At 61.9% G+C, this 16,260-nt stretch carries 16 protein-coding genes and 2 pseudogenes; 10 read left to right on the top strand and 8 right to left on the bottom strand.

All coding sequences use genetic code 11. The features are described from left to right. Positions 1–2 precede the first annotated feature (2 nt). The 4 genes from GTP45_RS02950 (at position 3) to GTP45_RS02935 (ending at position 5,458) form a co-directional block, all read left to right on the top strand. Positions 3–2,384, top strand: a complete 2,382-nt coding sequence (locus GTP45_RS02950) for an aldehyde dehydrogenase family protein (protein WP_371874404.1) — start codon at positions 3–5, stop codon at positions 2,382–2,384. Positions 2,385–2,508: 124 nt separating this feature from the next. Further along, a complete protein-coding gene (gene deoA, locus GTP45_RS02945) occupies positions 2,509–3,831 on the top strand; it encodes a thymidine phosphorylase (RefSeq protein WP_161012368.1) in 1,323 nt (440 codons plus the stop codon). After that, positions 3,828–4,235 carry a cytidine deaminase gene (locus GTP45_RS02940; protein WP_161012367.1) on the top strand — a complete coding sequence of 136 codons (408 nt, stop codon included), beginning with the start codon at positions 3,828–3,830 and terminating at the stop codon, positions 4,233–4,235. The genes deoA and GTP45_RS02940 overlap by 4 nt, the downstream gene beginning before the upstream one ends. After that, complete coding sequence (locus GTP45_RS02935) at positions 4,235–5,458, top strand: nucleoside deaminase (RefSeq protein WP_161012366.1); 1,224 nt, start codon at positions 4,235–4,237, stop codon at positions 5,456–5,458. Before GTP45_RS02940 ends, GTP45_RS02935 begins: the two co-directional genes overlap by 1 nt. On the opposite strand, the gene GTP45_RS02930 is transcribed toward GTP45_RS02935, so the two are convergent. Then, positions 5,455–6,903: an HD domain-containing phosphohydrolase gene (locus tag GTP45_RS02930; protein ID WP_161012365.1), complete on the bottom strand. Its 1,449-nt coding sequence runs from the start codon at positions 6,901–6,903 to the stop codon at positions 5,455–5,457. The genes GTP45_RS02935 and GTP45_RS02930 overlap by 4 nt on opposite strands. Positions 6,904–7,017: 114 nt before the next feature. On the opposite strand from GTP45_RS02930, the gene GTP45_RS02925 reads away from it, so the two are divergent. The 3 genes from GTP45_RS02925 to GTP45_RS02915 are packed head-to-tail and all read left to right on the top strand — an operon-like array spanning position 7,018 to position 8,889. After that, positions 7,018–7,620: a hypothetical protein gene (locus GTP45_RS02925; protein WP_161012364.1), complete on the top strand. Its 603-nt coding sequence runs from the start codon at positions 7,018–7,020 to the stop codon at positions 7,618–7,620. Beyond that, entirely contained in the window at positions 7,598–8,170 is a 573-nt protein-coding gene (locus GTP45_RS02920) for a cytochrome b/b6 domain-containing protein (protein ID WP_161012363.1), read from the top strand. Before GTP45_RS02925 ends, GTP45_RS02920 begins: the two co-directional genes overlap by 23 nt. Continuing rightward, on the top strand, positions 8,167–8,889 hold the full coding sequence (locus GTP45_RS02915; protein ID WP_161012362.1) for a molybdopterin-dependent oxidoreductase: 723 nt from the start codon (positions 8,167–8,169) through the stop codon (positions 8,887–8,889). The genes GTP45_RS02920 and GTP45_RS02915 overlap by 4 nt, the downstream gene beginning before the upstream one ends. On the opposite strand, the gene GTP45_RS02910 is transcribed toward GTP45_RS02915, so the two are convergent. From GTP45_RS02910 to GTP45_RS02890, 5 genes are all read right to left on the bottom strand, one after another. Continuing rightward, on the bottom strand, positions 8,865–9,305 hold the full coding sequence (locus GTP45_RS02910; protein ID WP_161012361.1) for a VOC family protein: 441 nt from the start codon (positions 9,303–9,305) through the stop codon (positions 8,865–8,867). The two genes, GTP45_RS02915 and GTP45_RS02910, sit on opposite strands and share 25 nt — an antisense overlap. Before the next feature lie 55 nt (positions 9,306–9,360). Next, complete coding sequence (locus tag GTP45_RS02905; RefSeq protein ID WP_161012360.1) at positions 9,361–10,122, bottom strand: LytR/AlgR family response regulator transcription factor; 762 nt, start codon at positions 10,120–10,122, stop codon at positions 9,361–9,363. After that, positions 10,119–11,048, bottom strand: coding sequence for a sensor histidine kinase (locus GTP45_RS02900; RefSeq protein WP_161012359.1), 930 nt, complete (start codon positions 11,046–11,048; stop codon positions 10,119–10,121). Before GTP45_RS02900 ends, GTP45_RS02905 begins: the two co-directional genes overlap by 4 nt. Beyond that, positions 11,045–11,299 (bottom strand): hypothetical protein, encoded by a 255-nt coding sequence (locus GTP45_RS02895; RefSeq protein ID WP_161012358.1) that lies wholly within the window; start codon positions 11,297–11,299, stop codon positions 11,045–11,047. The genes GTP45_RS02900 and GTP45_RS02895 overlap by 4 nt, the downstream gene beginning before the upstream one ends. Positions 11,300–11,402: 103 nt before the next feature. Continuing rightward, positions 11,403–11,969, bottom strand: a complete 567-nt coding sequence (locus tag GTP45_RS02890; RefSeq protein WP_161012357.1) for a GNAT family N-acetyltransferase — start codon at positions 11,967–11,969, stop codon at positions 11,403–11,405. 69 nt (positions 11,970–12,038) lie between these two features. On the opposite strand from GTP45_RS02890, the gene GTP45_RS02885 reads away from it, so the two are divergent. The 3 genes and pseudogenes from GTP45_RS02885 to GTP45_RS29405 all read left to right on the top strand — a co-directional run. Next, complete coding sequence (locus GTP45_RS02885; RefSeq protein WP_229258311.1) at positions 12,039–13,118, top strand: collagen-binding domain-containing protein; 1,080 nt, start codon at positions 12,039–12,041, stop codon at positions 13,116–13,118. Positions 13,119–13,186: 68 nt separating this feature from the next. Next, positions 13,187–13,978, top strand: a pseudogene (locus GTP45_RS02880) (choice-of-anchor A family protein); the annotation flags it as partial. Between the two features lie 42 nt (positions 13,979–14,020). Continuing rightward, positions 14,021–14,113: pseudogene (locus tag GTP45_RS29405) on the top strand (FxDxF family PEP-CTERM protein); the annotation flags it as partial. On the opposite strand, the gene GTP45_RS02875 reads toward GTP45_RS29405, so the two are convergent. Both GTP45_RS02875 and GTP45_RS02870 read right to left on the bottom strand, forming a co-directional pair. After that, the gene (locus tag GTP45_RS02875) at positions 14,082–14,732 is read right to left on the bottom strand and encodes a TetR/AcrR family transcriptional regulator (protein ID WP_161012355.1); all 651 of its coding nucleotides are present in this window, start codon (positions 14,730–14,732) and stop codon (positions 14,082–14,084) included. The pseudogene GTP45_RS29405 and the gene GTP45_RS02875 sit on opposite strands and share 32 nt — an antisense overlap. After that, the gene (locus GTP45_RS02870; RefSeq protein WP_161012354.1) at positions 14,720–16,147 is read right to left on the bottom strand and encodes an aminotransferase-like domain-containing protein; all 1,428 of its coding nucleotides are present in this window, start codon (positions 16,145–16,147) and stop codon (positions 14,720–14,722) included. The genes GTP45_RS02875 and GTP45_RS02870 overlap by 13 nt, the downstream gene beginning before the upstream one ends. Between the last annotated feature and the right edge of the window lie 113 nt (positions 16,148–16,260).

Genomic DNA, 16,260 nt, shown 5'->3' with positions numbered 1-16,260 from the left:
TCATGCCAACCATCAAAGAGATCCTGAACACCATGGAATACGGCCCAGCACCGGAAAGCACCAAAGAAGCGCAAGCGTGGCTGGAACAGCGCGGCCGCCAATTCGGCCTGTTCATCAACAACGAGTGGAGCGAAGCCGGTGAGCTGTTCGCTTCCATCAACCCAGCCAGCGGCGCCAAGCTGGCTGACCTGACCCAAGGCACCGCCGCCGACGTCGACCGCGCAGTTGCTGCTGCACGCGCAGCGCAACCGGGCTGGCAAGCACTGGGCGGCCATGGCCGCGCCAAGATCATGTACTCGATCGCGCGCCTGATGCAAAAGCACGCGCGCCTGTTCGCGGTGCTGGAAACGCTAGACAACGGCAAGACCATCCGCGAAACGCGCGACGTCGATCTGCCGCTGGTGGCGCGTCACTTCTACTACCACGCTGGCTGGGCGCAACTGCAAGCCGAAGAATTCTCCGACTACCGCGCCGTCGGCGTGGTCGGCCAGATCGTGCCGTGGAACTTCCCGCTGCTGATGCTGGCGTGGAAAATCGCTCCTGCGCTGGCTGCTGGTAACACCGTGGTGTTCAAGCCTGCTGAATTCACCTCGCTGACCGCGATGCTGTTCGCCGATATCTGCGTACAAGCGGGCGTGCCTGCTGGTGTGGTTAACATCGTCACCGGCGATGGCCGCGTGGGCGAAGCGATCGTCAAGCACGAAGGCATCGACAAGCTGGCCTTCACCGGTTCGACCGAAGTTGGCCGTTTGATCCGCGAAGCGTCGGCAGGCAGCGGCAAGAAGCTGTCGCTGGAACTGGGCGGCAAGTCGCCGTTCATCGTGTTTGAAGATGCGGATCTGGATGCAGCCGTTGAAGGCCTGGTTGATTCGATCTGGTTCAACCAGGGCCAGGTTTGCTGCGCAGGTTCGCGCCTGCTGGTGCAGGAATCGGTGCAGGAGAAATTCCTCGCCAAGCTGCGCGCGCGCATGGACAAGCTGACCCTTGGCTCGCCGCTGGACAAGTCGATGGACATCGGCGCGCTGGTCGATCCAGTACAGAAGCAGCGCATTGAAGGCCTGGTGCAATCGGCACGCGACGAAGGCTGCACCGTGTACCAGCCAGCATGCGAACTGCCGGCCGACGGCTCGTGGTTCCCGCTAACCCTGATCACCGGCGCATCGACTTCGGCTGCCGTGGCACAGGCTGAAATCTTTGGACCAGTGCTGGTGGCGATGAGCTTCCGCACTCCGCCGGAAGCCGTGCAACTGGCGAACAACACCGTGTACGGCCTGGCCGCTTGCGTGTGGACCGAGAACATCTCGCTGGCGCTGGACGTCGCTCCTGCGATCAAGGCAGGCGTGGTGTGGATTAACACTGCCAACCAGTTCGACGCTGCTTGCGGCTTCGGCGGCTACCGCGAATCCGGCTACGGCCGTGAAGGCGGCCGCGAAGGCATGTACGAGTACCTGACCGCCAAGGCGGAAGACGCGCGTCCTGCTGCTCCGGTCATCGAGCCGAAAGCCAAAGCCAAGGCAGCACCGGCAGCGGGTGGCGCATTCGCGATCGACCGCACCGCCAAGCTGTATATCGGTGGCAAACAGGCACGCCCTGACGGCGCTTACAGCCGCGCGATCCACGGCGCTGACGGTTCCTTCATCGCCGAAGTAGGCGAGGGCAATCGCAAAGACATCCGCAACGCCGTGGAAGCTGCACACAAAGCCACCGGCTGGACGAAAGCCACCGCGCACAACCGCGCGCAAGTGCTGTACTACATCGCTGAAAACCTGGCCGCGCGCGGCGAGGAATTCGCAGCCCGCATCGCCGCCATGACCGGCACCAAAAACGCCGAGAAAGAAGTGCAAGCGTCGATCGAGCGCCTGTTCTACTGGGCTGCCTGGGCCGACAAATACGACGGTCTGGCGCACCAGCCGCCGATGCACGGCATCACCGTGGCGCTGAATGAGCCGCTGGGCGTGATTGGCATCGTTTGCCCGAACGAAGCGCCGCTGCTGGGCTTCATCTCGCTGGTGGCGCCGGCTATCGCGCTGGGCAACCGCGTGGTGGTGGTGCCGTCGGAAGCGCATCCGCTGTCGGCGACCGACCTGTATCAAGTGCTGGACACGAGCGACCTGCCGGCTGGCGTGGTCAACATCATCACCGGTTCGGCCGATGAACTGGCGCGCACGCTGGCAACGCACTCGGATATCGATGCAGTGTGGCGTCACGACGGTTCGGCGGAAGGCTGTGCTGAAGTCGAGCGCCTGTCGGCTAGCTCGCTGAAGCGCACCTGGGTTGGTGGGGCGAAGGGGCGTGATTGGTATAGCACGTCGCAAGCTGGCGGCCGTGCAGTCCTCGCGCACGCGTCGCAAGTGAAAAACATCTGGATTCCTTACGGCGTGTAAAGCCCCCCTAACAGAAGGGGTCTGACCCCGTACGGGGTCAGACCCCGAGCTTCGTCGCAGTGCGGGTTTCGCGGGTGCCGCAAACTCCACGGCGACGTACCGATCTACAGAAACGGAGAAGCGCATGTTTCTACCCCAAGAGATTATTCGCAAGAAGCGTGACGGCGGCGTGCTGTCGGCCGAAGAGATTCAGTTCTTCGTCGGCGGCATTACCTCGGGCCGCGTGACGGAAAGCCAGATCGCTGCGCTGGCGATGGCGGTCTACTTCAAAGACATGAACATGGACGAACGCGTGGCCTTCACCTTGGCCATGCGCGATTCCGGCGAAGTGCTGGATTGGCGCTCGCTCGACCTGAACGGCCCGGTGGTGGACAAGCACTCCACCGGCGGCGTTGGCGACGTGGTATCGCTGCTGCTCGGCCCTATGGTCGCAGCATGCGGCGGCTACGTGCCGATGATCTCCGGCCGTGGCCTCGGCCATACCGGCGGCACGCTGGACAAGTTCGACTCCATCCCTGGCTACTCCACAGTGCCGGACAACGCGTTGTTCCGCAAGGTGGTGAAGGAAGTCGGCGTTGCCATTATCGGCCAGACTTCGTCGCTGGCGCCGTCGGACAAGGTGTTCTACGGCGTGCGCGATGTGACGGCGACGGTGGAATCGGTCGCCATGATCACCGGCTCCATCCTGTCGAAGAAACTGTCGGCCGGCCTGGATGCGCTGGCGATGGACGTGAAAGTCGGCAGCGGCGCTTTCATGCCAAGCTACGAGAAATCGGTGGAACTGGCCGAGAGCATCGTCAAGGTTGGCAACGGCGCGGGCATGGTGACTTCCGCCGTCCTGACCGACATGAATGAATCGCTGGCGCCATATGCCGGTAACGCCGTTGAAGTACGCGGCGCGATCGACTACCTGACCGGCAAGTCGCGTCCTGCGCGCCTGCACGAAGTCACCTTGGCGCTGTGCGCCGAGATGCTGGTGCTGGGCAAACTCGCCGCTGACGAAACCGAAGCACGCGCCAAGCTGCAAGCCTCGCTGGACAGCGGCGAAGCGGCCGAGCGTTTCGCGCGCATGGTGGTGGCGCTGGGCGGCCCTGCGGATTTGATGGACAACCCGGACAAGTACCTGGAACGCTCGCCGATCATCGTGCCGGCGCCGGCGCTGAAATCGGGCTACGCCGCGTCGGCCAACACCCGCGAAATCGGCCTGGCCGTGGTGTCGCTGGGCGGCGGCCGTCGCCGTGCCGCCGATCCTATCGACTACGCTGTTGGTCTGACCGGCCTGGTTGGCTTGGGCGATAAAATCGAAGCCGGCCAGCCGTTGGCGATGGTGCATGCGCGTACGCAGGAAGCTGCTGAACAAGCGATCCGCGAAATTCAAGCCTCGTACCAGATCGCCGATGCTGCACCGGCAGCCAACCCAGTTATTTATCGGACTATTCGCCCATGAACAAAGAAGAACTCATCGCCGAAGCCGCCGCCGCGCGTCTGAAAGCCTACGCGCCATACTCCAACTTCAAAGTTGGTGCTGCGCTGCTGACCAACGACGGCAAGCTTTTCCACGGCTGTAACGTGGAAAACGCATCCTATGGCCTGTGCAATTGCGCCGAGCGTACTGCCTTGTTCAGCGCACTCGCGCATGGCTACAAGCCCGGTGATTTCAGCCAGCTGGTGGTGATCGGTGAAACCGACGGCCCAATCGCGCCGTGCGGCGCATGCCGCCAGGTGATTCTGGAATTGGGCGGCAACGAACTGCCAGTCTTGCTGACCAACCTGAAAGGCGACATCTACGAGACCACCGCCGCCGAACAACTGCCGAACGCCTTCGGTGGGCAGGATCTCAAAAAGAAGTAATGGGCCTCAAGAAGAAGACGATTGATGTGCAGGCAGCGGTGGCAGTCGCCGCCGCTGAAGCTATCGCCGCCAAGACGCAAGGCACGTTCGGCGTCGGCGGCTTGATGCTCGACCAGCATGGCAACGTGCTGCAATCGCTGCACAACAACGTCGTCAAAGACGGCTTAATCTACGACCCGACCGCGCACGGCGAGCGCCAGTTAATCGACTGGTACTACGCCGAACGCGCCAAGGGCCGCGAGCTGCCGGAGCCGCAGGACATCACCATCGTTACCTCGCTTGATCCATGCTGCATGTGCAGCGGTGCGATTCTGGCTGGTGGCTTCAACGTGGTGGTGGCCGCGCCGGATAAAAACGCCGGCATCAACTTCGATCAAAGCGCCAGCTTCAACGCGCTGCCGGAAGCGCTGCGCGCGCAGGCCGGCGACAGCTTTAGTTATCCCGCCATTCTCGGCTCCTCGCTGTATTCGCGTACGGCCAGCGGTGCGACGCCGAAATCCTTCTTCATCGGGAAAACCATCTCCGAACCGACGCAGGCCTTATGCTCGCTGGTGTTCGAGGCCACATCGGCCGAAGTGATGGAGATGTTTAACACCGACCTGCCGCAAGAGTTGCTGAAAGATCCGGCCACACTGCCGGCCGATCACGCCATCGTGCGTGCACTGAAACAGCAGTACCCGGATGCCTTGACCTACCGCTGCAAGCCGCACCAGCCGGATGCCGGTCTAGCGCCATTCTTAAAACAAGCGATGGCGCGCGACCGTGAGCATGGCGGGGCAGGGGATGCGGTGGCATTGCTCGATTCGTTCGGCAACCTGCTGCTATGCATGCCGGGCCGCATGGCGCAATCGGGCATCCGCAGCGCCTTCATGGAAACCACGCGCGCCTACGCGCAGCTGCGCTACAAGCTAATGAACGGCGCCGCGCCGGCGCAGCAGGACGAAGTGCGCCACTACCTCGGCCATCCGAAAGACGGCACCTTCGTTTTCGCGCAGGGCCCGGACGCCAGCGCGGTCAGCTTCATGAACCTCGGCGCGTATGGCTCTACCATGGAAGGCCCGCTGCCATTGACGAATCCAGCCCAATTCCAATACGTGCTGCCCTCGATGCCGGAAGCCGAACTGGCCGCGCTGTGCGCCGCCATGCCGCCGCTCTACCGCAACGTCATCCGCATCCGGCCGACACGAGTGGCCGATGCCGCGCTGGTCGCCGCGCTGGGCTAAATCAGCCGCAGTGTCGACGCTTTCAGCGTCGCGGCAGCGCGGGTGTTGCAGCCTAATTTGCGGAACACGTTTTCCACGTGCGTGCGCACGGTGCTTGGGCTGATCGCCAGCACGCGCGCCACTTCCTTGTTGGTGAGCCCAAGGCTGATGCGGCGGAATATTTCAATCTCACGCTCGGTTAGCAGGATTTTGTCCTGTGCTTCGGCTGCCGCCGGCGATGCGCCGGTGACGGCACGCACGACGGCTTCACCAAAGCGGCCTGCAGCCGCTTCCTGTTTCAACAGGGCGCGGGCTTCATCCTCCGACATGGCCGCGCGCCAGGGACGCAGCGATTGCAAGGCCACCCACGCCGCTGCTGCGGCGACGACCTGGCCTTCCAGCGGTATCGCCGCCAGTGTGCAGCCGCGAAAAGCGCCGCTGCCGTCGAGACGTTCGCCGGTGTAAGAGCCGATATTGGCGGCGTCGCCCAGTGCACCGATGCGTGTGGCAGCGCGGCTAGTCCAATATGACGCCAGCCGCATTTGCTCGCGCGCGCCGGGACTAAGCCGCCCGCTGGTGTTCCACACCGCGTTGGGGATGGCCGCGCGGCCGATGCCATGCACCAGCGCCGCGCGATAGCAGCGTAGCTGCGTGTCCGCGTCGAGTCCCAGTTGGGCAGCGCCATCGAAGGCTGCCTGTGCGACGCGGCGCGAATAGCCGGTCATCCACGGCAGCTTGAGATCGATGACGTCGGCCAGCAGCTCCAGCGATACCGCTGCGCTGCCGGAGGCGGGTGCAAAGTCCAGTGCTGCCTGCCAATCATCGCCGTGATCCAGTAGCTCCAGCCACGCACCCGCGTGCCTTTCGGCGATGGATGCCAGCTCCTGCGGATAGGTCTTGCCGCTTTTGCGCGCGATGATTTCGAGTGCGGTGTCCAGGCCTTGCTCGCGGCCGAGGATTTCAATGTCGCTGGCCAAGGCCACGATGTACACGCTGTCCGGTACCTCGGCTTGCGGCTGGCTCGATGGCCCGTGGCCGTCGTAGGTGGAAAAGATGGTGCGCAAAGCCTTTTCCACGTCACCTGGCACTTGCAGCATGACGGCAATTTCTCCCGACACCTCGCAATGGATTGCCGCCAGCGGGTGGATCTCGCGGTATAGCCGCTCGGCGACCTGGGCGAACTGGGGATCTGGCCTTTGCGACAGCATTTTCGCGCGGCCCGCCACATCGTCGCCTATCAACGCGCTGAATTCCGGTGCATTGGCGGTACAGCCAGACCAGCGCAGCAAGGCCACCTGCTGCACCGCGACGCAACGGTCGCCACAGCCATGCATGGCTTCAGTGATGCGCGCTGCCAGCCAGGCCGTGCGCAGCGAGTGTTCGGTGGGCTGGCCCATGCTCAAGTCGCCGATATAGGCCAGCGTGCGCATGGCGTCGGCGATGGTGGCGGTAGTTTCAGGATACATGACGGCGATTATAGCGACCCCGGAGAAAACACCGGCATCGGATGTTTGACCGATGGCGCGCGCGGCGGCGCGGCAGCATAGTGCGTGTTCCGTTTCATTCATTCAAGGATAGTCATGAAATTGCTGAATTTACTGATCGCCAGCGCCGCGCTGGTCACTGCCACCGCCAGTTTTGCCGCCGATAGCCAGATTCACCTGCGCGGTGAAGTCAGCGCCGTCAGCGCCACCGAACTGACGGTCACCGACCGCAAAGGTGTGAAGACCATTGTCAAGCTGCCGGAGCAGGCGCAAGTACTGGACGTGTCGCGCACCACGGCTGCGGCGATCAAGGAAAACGCCTACCTCGGCATCGCCGCTGCGCCTGCGCCGCAGGGCAAGGTGCGCGCCATGGGCGTGATGGTGTTCCCTGAGCCGGCGCGCGGCATGAACGAAGGCCACTTCCCTTGGGATTTGGGCGACCGCAGCACGATGACCAATGCCACCGTCGCCAAAGTCAGCAAAAAGGCCAGCGCCACCGAACTGGAAATGCGCTTTGGCGGCAAGACCCAGCAAGTGGTGCTCGATAGCGCCACTGTCTACGGCCAGTTCGTTCCGGGCAAGCGCGAGCTGATCGTGGTGGGCGCCAAGGTACTGGTGATCGGCGCGGCGGGTGCGGATGGCGTTGCCACCGCCAATGCGGTACTGGTTGGCCGCGATGGCTTCTTGCCACCGATCTGATGAGGAGCGCAGCGCCGCGCTGGTTCATGGCGCGCCGCCGCTATGGGTGCGGCTGTGCCATTGGACGAACGCGGCGGTGTTCCTGGTGATGCTGACCAGCGGCTGGCAAATCTACAACGCCGATCCGTTCTGGATCGCTGGATTTGCCAGCAGCCTGACGCTGGGCGGCAGCTTGCCGGGCGCGTTGCTGTGGCATTTCGCCGGCATGTGGCTGCTGGCGGCCAACGGCATCGTGGCGGTGATCCTGCTGGTGGCGACCGGGCGCTTGCGGCGCCTGTACCTGCGCGACAGCGCGGAGCGCAGCCGCGTGCAAAGAGCTGCTTACCTGGGCGTGCTGATGCTGCTGACGTTGGTGATCCTGTCAGGCCTGGCGATCTGGAAACCGGTGCAATTGCAATGGCTGACACAGGCTTTCGGCGGCTACCAAATGGCGCGCCAGGCGCATTTCCTGTGCATGGGTTTGCTGGCTGCGTTTGCCGGCGGCCATATTGTGCTGGCGCTGTGCTCGCCGCGCCTGTTGCTGGCGATGTTGGGGATTAAAAAATCATGACGCAAACAATCTGGACAGGCCGTCGCAAGCTGTTGCGGCTGTCGCTGGGCGCAGCGGCCGCAACGCTGTTGCCGGGCTGCCGCATCAGCGAGAACGAGACGGTGGAAGCGGCGCTGAAACGCGTCTCGCGCTTTAACGATGCGGCGCAGGCGGCGCTGTTTCGTCCGCAGACGCTGGCGCCGACCTTCAGCCGCAGCGAGCTGACATTGCCATTCCGCTTCAATGCGTTTTATTCGTCGGCCTCGGTGCCCGAGATAGACGAATCGCAATGGCGCTTTAAAGTTGATGGACTGGTTCGCAAGCCGGGCGAGTGGACGCTGAAGGAACTCAAGGCGCTGCCGCCGCAGACGGAGATCACGCGCCTGGTCTGCATCGAAGGCTGGAGCGCCATCGGCCAGTGGACCGGCGTGCCGCTATCGCACTTCCTTGCGCTGATAGGCGCGGACACCAGCGCGAAGTACGTCGCCTTCCGCTGTGCCGATGGCTATTACACCAGCATCGACATGGCGAGCGCGCTGCACCCGCAGACCATGCTGGCGTTCAGCTTCAATGGGCAAGACAGTCTGCCCGATGAATTCGGTTTTCCGCTACGCCTGCGCATACCGACCAAGCTGGGATTCAAGAATCCCAAGCACTTGACCGGCTTGACGGTATCGAACGAATTCACCAGCGGCTACTGGGAAGACCTGCACGGCTATAACTGGTTTGCCGGCTTGTAGGGATCGTAGGTACCGATACTCCAGACGTGGCCTTCGGGATCGCTGCAGGTGAAGCCGCGCCCGCCGTAGTCTTCATCCTTGATGTCGAGCAGAATGCGGCCGCCGTTTTCCAGCACGCGGCCGTAGACGAAGTCCGCATCGTTCACCACCAGGTAGCTGCCTTGGGTGACGAAGCCGCCGATGTCGCCCGGCTGCTTGAGCAATCGCCCGTAGTCCGTATCGAAGGCGGAGCCCAGCATCACCATGCTGTTGCCAAAGGTCAGTTGCGCGTGGGCGATGCTGCCGTCTTCGTTGGGCACCACGAACTGCACGGTAAAGCCGAGCGTGTCGCGCAGCCATTCGATGGCGGCCGGTGCGTCGCGGTAGCGCAGGCACGGGATCACGCCGCAGAGAGTTTGCTTGGGTATGCTGGACATCGTTCCCTCCCTTCACAGAAGAGATCCATCATACGCCGATGCCCGGCGCGCACGCTTACATTTGCTGGAATAAATGCGTGTGGCCGCGGCTCACTTCCAACAACTCCGGGTGGTTGCGCACGCGGACCATTTGCCGCCCACGCAAATCGCGCGTGACTTCTTCGATTGCATCGACGCGCACCAGCGTGGAACGGTGGATGCGCCAGAATTCATTCGGGTCCAATTCGTCCGCCAACTCCTTCAAGGTCTTGCGGATCAAGACTTCCGATTGCTCGGTCTGCACGCGCGTGTATTTTTCATCGGCCTGGAAGAACAGCACCTCGCGCGTGGAGATCATGCGCAGGTTGGCGCCGACCACGGCTTGTATCCAGCGCAGGTATTCCTGCTTGGCCGCCGGCTTGCTGTGGTGCGATAGCAACTGGCTCAACTGCCGCTCGATGTTGGACGGCTGCTGGCCGATCAAACTCTGCAAGCGCGCGCAAGTAGTTTTCAAGCGCTCGCCGCCGACCGGCTTGAGCAGATAATCCAGGGCGCCTTGTTCAAACGCTTCAATCGCGTACTGGTCGTAAGCGGTGACAAACACCAGATGGCAGCGATTGAACAGCATGCGCGCCGCCTCGATGCCGGACAAGCCCGGCATGCGGATATCCAGGAACACGATGTCCGGCTGGTGCTGCCCGGCCAGCGCCACAGCCTCTATGCCGTTGGCAGCTTCCGCCACGATGTCGAGCGCCGGCCACGCGTCCTGCAAGCGGCTGCGCAGTTGCTGGCGCATGCCTTCTTCATCGTCGGCGATCAGGGCGGTAGGACGATTCATTTCGGAGTTCCTGCAAAAATATCGGGAGCGTAGGGCACGCGGATGCTGGCGCGGGTGCCGCCGGTCAGCGGCGCTTCAATCACCAGCTGCGCGCGGTTGCCGTACTGGATGCGCAAGCGCTCGCGCACATTGGCCAGGCCGACGCCGTCGCTGGAGAAGGGATTGAAACCGACGCCATCGTCGATCACATCCACTTGCAGCATCTGCCCATCGACCGAGGCGCGGATGTCGATGCGGCCGCCGTCGATCTTCGGTTCCAATCCATGCTTGATGGCGTTCTCGATCAAAATTTGCAGCATCATCACCGGGAAGGTGGCGCTGGCCATTTCGTCGGGCACGTCAATCGACACCGCCAGCCGCGAGCGCATGCGCGCCTGCATGATGGCGAGGTAGGCGCGCGACATTTCAATCTGGCGGCCCAGCGTACCCGCGCCCTTGGCGCGCATCTGCGGCAGCGTCGCGCGCAGGTAGTCGATCAGATTCTGGTGGATGCGCGCCGCTTGCGGCGGATCGGTCTCGATCAGCTGGCCGATCAGGGCCAGCGTATTGAATAAAAAGTGCGGTTCGACTTGCGCTTGCAGCGCCGCCATGCGCGCTTCGACCACGCGGCGTTCTATGCTTTCCTCGTCCGCATGGGACTCGGCGTGACGCGCTTCCAGCTCGGCCTTGCGCTTGCCGCCGGCCAGCACCTTCAAGGCCAGCGACAGCAAGATGAAGCCCCAGGCCTGCTCGGTAAAGTGGAACAGCGAGGCCGACAAAATCAACAGCAGCAGCCAGATGATCAGCAGCTTGCGCCACTCAACCTGCGCCAGCCAATCAAAGAAATGCCACCACACGCTGACTGCGGTTTCGCCGATCTCGCGGATGATGTCGAGCAGGCTCTTGGCATTGTTGTAGCCGGCCTGGGCCAGCCGATTCTTTTTCATTCGACGTCCTTGTACGGAGTGTAGCTTTGGCGGCGCTTGCCAATCACGAAGGCTCCCACGGCCAGCTTGATCAGCAAGAATACCGCGAACAGCACCAGTGCCAGCGGCAGGATCGAACAAATAAACGCCAGCACCAGCGCTGCACCCAACAGCGCCTGCGGCGACATGCGGCCGATCAGGCCGACGCCAAAGCGCAGCGTGCGCATGAAGGCTTCGAAGATTTCGTTGAACAGGGAGGTGACTTTATCCATCTGGCTTCTCCTTTAATGAGTGTTGCGATGGAGCCACTTTAGCAAGCGCCTGCTTGAGACGGCAGCGAAATCCGATCAACTGCAATTTTGCGGGTATAGCCGGTTAGCGCGCCGGATGAATGGCGGCTTCCCAATCCTTGCGCAGCAGGCCGTAGATCACGCTGTCGGAAATCTCGCCGCCGACGAACCAGCGCTCGCGCAGCAAGCCTTCTCGCTGGAAGTGCAAGCCTTCCAGGATGCGCTCGGAGGCAATGTTGTCGGGATGGATATCGGCCTCGATGCGGTGCAGTTCCAGCGCACCGAAACCGTGGGCGATCAGCGCCGGCAAGGCTTCCTGCATGTAGCGCTGGCCCCAGTGCGGACGCGCCAGCATGTAGCCGACCTGGCAGCGGTGGTTGCGGCGGTCGAAATCGTACAGGGTGACGGTGCCGATCAGTTCGCCGTCCGGCAACACCATGGCCAGCCGCAGCGCCGTGCCGTCGCGGTAGGCCTTGAGCGTTTGCTCGATGTTGTCGGCAGCCTGCGCCAGGTGCAGCCACGGCGTGCTGCTCCAGTAGCGCAGCGCCTCGGGATCGGAGAACAGGTGGAACAGGGCGGCCGCGTCGCCAGGCTCGACAAAACGCAACTTCAGGCGCGGAGTAATTAGTTCGAACGCTGAAAAAATATTCATAAAATTTGGAAACTAGTGATATACTTAAGGCAATTATATTTCCTATTTGTTATCTTGCCGAGGATTCCCATGACGCGTACTGTTGCTCTGACTGCCCTGATGCTGGCTGGTTCCGTCCAAGCCGCTGCCCCTGCACCATTGACTGCAAAGCAGATGTTGCAGCAATTTAACGTCGTTGTCACTGGTAGTTCCACCTCCACCTCCCACGTCCAGGGCCGTGCCTTCATCGGCGGGACTGCCAATGGCGGTGAATACATGCAGCTCAGCGCTGGCGTACCGGCATCGAATTATGCCGGTTTGACCGTCGGCGGCAGCGCGGACAATATCAAGGTCGATAACAAGGGCGGTGCGGTCATTGGCGGCAGCCTCACTGCCAACAACACCACCATCAATGGCGACGCCTATGTTGGCGGCTCGTCCACCAACGCGCATTACACCAACGGCGACGTCTGGATCAACGGCGCGGCCGATAACGTGCAGTTCGGCGGCCTGATCCACGCTGCCAGCTACAACAACATCAACCTCAACGGCAAAATCCTGAATGCGCCGACCAGCACCATGCAAAGCACGCTGGCCGCGTCGACCTCGACCGATTTCTCGTCGGTGTTGAAGGGCCTGTCCAGCCAGCTGGCTGCCTTGAAGAACAGCAACGGCGCCAGCGTCGCGTTCGCCAAGCAAGACAAGGACGTGACCTTCAACTTCACCGGTACCGGCAGCGTGGCCGTGTTTGACCTGACCGAATACGACACCCGGATTTTTACGGGCTCCCTGGTCGATTTCCACTTCAATCTGGGTAGCGCCACCACGGTCATCTTTAATACCGATAACACCACGCTGAACCTGAACGCCAACTTCAACAACGGTTCGAACCTGGGCAGCAAACTGATCTGGAACTTCACCGGGGAGAATACCGCTGTCACTATCGGCAACACCATGGCCGGCCAGGTGCTGGTGGCCGATGGCTCGTTCCGCAACAACAACGGCAACGTGGATGGCGGTGTGTACGCCAAGACGCTGTACCAGTACGGCGAAATCCACCAGCAAACCTTCACCGGCACCCTGCCGGCCGTGCCGGAGCCGGGCACCTACGCCATGTTGCTGGCCGGCCTGGGCCTGATGGGCTTCATGAAGCGCCGTTTCCGTGCGTAAATTGTTTTAAAGAAAGCTTCCACTGTGATATCCTGTGAGAAATTAAAGTTTCTCACAGGGAAAATCACATGGCCGCTGCTCTCAAGACCGCTGTTTCTGCTGTTGCTTTGACGTTTGCCGCGCTGGGCTCGGCCCAAGCTGCCGTTCTGGACTTGAGCTCGCTGATGGGCGGCGCCAATGTGTTTTCCTTCGGTAACTTCAGCGCACCAAGCGCGGACGTCGAAGGCTCCATCGTTGCCGCAGGCAATGTCTCCCTGAGTTCCTACACCGTCAACCAGAAGAACAAGGACGCCTACGGCCACTACGCGCTGATCGCGGGCGGCAGCCTGAATTTCAAGGGCGGCGACATCCTGAACGGCGACACCTATGCCGGTAAAGGCAGCACCATCTCCAACGCGACCACTGCTTCCAAGGTACAAAGCGGCAAGTCGCCGGTCGACTTTGCGGCGACCGAGAGCAAGCTGACTCAGACTTCCAAGTCGCTGGACAAACTTGCCACCACCGCCAAGGCCGAGGAAAAGTGGGGCGGCGTCTACATCACCGGTAGCAAGAAGGCGGTTGAAATCATCGACCTCAACGCCAGCTCGCTGCAGAAAAGCACTTATTTCGATATCTCAGGCATGGCCAAGGGCGCCACGCTGATCGTCAATGTCAGCGGCAACTCGGCCTTGTTCCAGGGCGGCTACCAGGCGTTTGACGGCTACAACGTGCTGTTCAACTTTGCCGACGCCACCTCGCTCAAGATCAACACCGGCGCCAACGTCAGCATCCTCGCGCCGAACGCGGTGGTTAGCGGCGGGCAGGGCGTCATCAACGGCAACGTGATCGTGGATGCGTGGGCCTCGCAAGTACAGATCAACGCCACCAACTTCTTCAAGTCCACCAACGTGCAAGGCTTTACCAGCCCAGTGCCGGAACCGGAAACCTACGCCATGCTGCTGGCCGGCCTGGGCGTGATCGGCTTTATGGCGCGCCGCCGCAAGACTGCACGCTGATCGCCGCCAGCACCATATCGACGATGACCTTCTCGGCATCGTCGAAGTCTTTTTTAGTCAGCTGTTTGCGGTTCAGCACCAGTGCCATTTGGGCCGAGAAGTCGGCATAAGACTGCGTCATCGCCCAAATCGCAAACAGCAGATGCGTCGCATTGACCGGCGCGATTTTCCCCGCGCTGATCCACTGTTCAAACACCTCGATATCCTTGCGTACCAGCGGCACCACGCGGCTTTGTATCTGGCCGCCGTATAGCGGCGCGCCGCTGATCACTTCCATCGCATACACGCGCGAGGCCCACGGATTCTCGCGCGAGAATTTCAGCTTGGCTTGCACGTAGGTGCGCAGCACTTCGCGCGGATCTTGATCGACTGCCGCGAGGCTTTCCATGCGCGCCAGCCATTCGTCCAATACTTCGTCCAGCACGCGCTGATACAAGGCCTGCTTGGTGGGGAAGTAGTACATCAGGTTCTGCTTCGACAGGCCGGCATTCTCCGCCACGGTGGCGATGGATGTGCCCTCGTAGCCGCATTCGGCAAACACGCGCACCGCTTCGGCGGTGATTTCGGCTTCGAGCTTGTCGCGGTTGAGCAGGCGGCGATTGATTTTTACTGTCGGCATATGCGCCTCAAGAAGGTTTGCAGTTGCGGGTGGTCTGCGTAGGCTACGTTGAAGCGGAACCAGATCGATTCCGGCGCGCGCAGCATGAAGAAGTCGCACGGCGAGAGCAGGATGCCATGCTTCAGCGCCTGGTCAGCGATGATTTTTCCGTTCCATTCGGCGGTTGGTGCGTCGTGCCAGCCGGCGCTGACGAACATGCCGCCGCGCGGGCGCGCCAGCAAGGTCATGCCGACGTCGCGCAGGCTGGCCATGGCGCGTTCGCGGCCGGCGTCCAGCTGTGTCACCAGCTTGTCCACCATGCGTCTGTAAGGGCGGGCGGTGATGGCGTGGTAGACGGCGCGTTCGTTGATCTCGGAGGTGGTGAGGCCGGCCAGCATTTTCACGCGCAGCAGTTCGGGAATCAACGAAGACGAGGCGCTGATTGAGCCGACGCGTAGCACCGGCGACAGCGTCTTGGAAAAACTGCCAACGCGGATCACGCGTCTTAAACCATCCATGGCCGCCAGCGAAGCTTCGCCGCGTGGCGCCAGTTCGCGGTAGATGTCGTCCTCCACCAGCCAAAAGTCGAACTGCTCGGCCAAGGCCAGCAAGCGATGCGCCTGCGCCACGCTGAGCGAGGTGCCGAGCGGGTTTTGCAGCACAGTGTTGACGAACATGAGCTTCGGCTGCATCTGGGCCGCCTGCTGCGCTAGCGCGTCCAGATCCAGCCCATTCTCGCCGCGCGGAATGCCGACAGCTATACAGCCATGGTGTCGTATCAGCGACAGCAAATTGCTGTAGCCGGGATCTTCTACGAATATGGTGTCGCCAGGTTTGGTCAGCGTTCTTAGTACCAGATCGAAAGCGTGAGTCGCGCCGTGCGTCAGCAGAATTTGCTCCGCCTCCACCGGGAATAACTCATCGCTGAGCGTAGCCGCCATCTGCTGGCGCAAAGTAGGGAAACCGAGCGGATGGCCGTAGCCGCGCAAGCGGTTGGCCGGGATGCGCATCGCCTGGCGTACCGCGTCGAGAATGGTGTCCTCGCCATACCACTCAGGCGGCAGCCAGCCTGCACCCACCGCCAGCGCCTCCGACACGCCGGAGTACAGCTCGGGCGTCAGCGCATCGATGGCATTTGGCGTGGCCTGCATTGCCGCCGGCAGCAAGGTGGCCGGTAAATCCTGCCGCGCCACAAAATAGCCGGAACCGCGGCGCGAGGACAACAGTCCAAGCGTGACCAGCCGGTCATAGGCCTCCACAACTGTAAAGGTACTGACGCCATTACACTTCGCAAACTGTCGCACTGAAGGCATTTTGGTGCCGATGTGCAACTCCCGGCGCGCGATCATGCTGCTGATCGCGGCAACGATCTGCTCTACCAGGCTGCCTTTCTGCCTGCGCTCAATCGCAACGCAGGGCCAACTTCCTTCTTCCATCCTCAACTCCAAAACTGTAGTGTTTTTGCTGCCAGTACGGTTGGACAGTTTGATGAAATGTGTATCTGTGCCATAGTTGTCCTGCTGTCTATTATTGCATCATCATTTTGCCA

It is taken from the genome of Duganella rivi (genome assembly GCF_009857435.1).
Classification (GTDB): Bacteria; Pseudomonadota; Gammaproteobacteria; order Burkholderiales; family Burkholderiaceae_D; genus Rugamonas; species Rugamonas rivi.
Note: the sequence above shows the minus strand (reverse complement) of the source record. Positions and strands in the feature narration are given on the sequence as shown.

What these genes read in the sequence shown, in the direction of transcription:
- GTP45_RS02950 (WP_371874404.1), top strand. Translation starts at nt 3, where the DNA reads ATGCCAACCATCAAAGAGATCCTGAACACCATGGAATACGGCCCAGCA.
- deoA (WP_161012368.1), top strand. Translation starts at nt 2,509, where the DNA reads ATGTTTCTACCCCAAGAGATTATTCGCAAGAAGCGTGACGGCGGCGTG.
- GTP45_RS02940 (WP_161012367.1), top strand. Translation starts at nt 3,828, where the DNA reads ATGAACAAAGAAGAACTCATCGCCGAAGCCGCCGCCGCGCGTCTGAAA.
- GTP45_RS02935 (WP_161012366.1), top strand. Translation starts at nt 4,235, where the DNA reads ATGGGCCTCAAGAAGAAGACGATTGATGTGCAGGCAGCGGTGGCAGTC.
- GTP45_RS02930 (WP_161012365.1), bottom strand. Translation starts at nt 6,903, where the DNA reads ATGTATCCTGAAACTACCGCCACCATCGCCGACGCCATGCGCACGCTG.
- GTP45_RS02925 (WP_161012364.1), top strand. Translation starts at nt 7,018, where the DNA reads ATGAAATTGCTGAATTTACTGATCGCCAGCGCCGCGCTGGTCACTGCC.
- GTP45_RS02920 (WP_161012363.1), top strand. Translation starts at nt 7,598, where the DNA reads ATGGCTTCTTGCCACCGATCTGATGAGGAGCGCAGCGCCGCGCTGGTT.
- GTP45_RS02915 (WP_161012362.1), top strand. Translation starts at nt 8,167, where the DNA reads ATGACGCAAACAATCTGGACAGGCCGTCGCAAGCTGTTGCGGCTGTCG.
- GTP45_RS02910 (WP_161012361.1), bottom strand. Translation starts at nt 9,305, where the DNA reads ATGTCCAGCATACCCAAGCAAACTCTCTGCGGCGTGATCCCGTGCCTG.
- GTP45_RS02905 (WP_161012360.1), bottom strand. Translation starts at nt 10,122, where the DNA reads ATGAATCGTCCTACCGCCCTGATCGCCGACGATGAAGAAGGCATGCGC.
- GTP45_RS02900 (WP_161012359.1), bottom strand. Translation starts at nt 11,048, where the DNA reads ATGAAAAAGAATCGGCTGGCCCAGGCCGGCTACAACAATGCCAAGAGC.
- GTP45_RS02895 (WP_161012358.1), bottom strand. Translation starts at nt 11,299, where the DNA reads ATGGATAAAGTCACCTCCCTGTTCAACGAAATCTTCGAAGCCTTCATG.
- GTP45_RS02890 (WP_161012357.1), bottom strand. Translation starts at nt 11,969, where the DNA reads ATGAATATTTTTTCAGCGTTCGAACTAATTACTCCGCGCCTGAAGTTG.
- GTP45_RS02885 (WP_229258311.1), top strand. Translation starts at nt 12,039, where the DNA reads ATGACGCGTACTGTTGCTCTGACTGCCCTGATGCTGGCTGGTTCCGTC.
- GTP45_RS02875 (WP_161012355.1), bottom strand. Translation starts at nt 14,732, where the DNA reads ATGCCGACAGTAAAAATCAATCGCCGCCTGCTCAACCGCGACAAGCTC.
- GTP45_RS02870 (WP_161012354.1), bottom strand. Translation starts at nt 16,147, where the DNA reads ATGGAAGAAGGAAGTTGGCCCTGCGTTGCGATTGAGCGCAGGCAGAAA.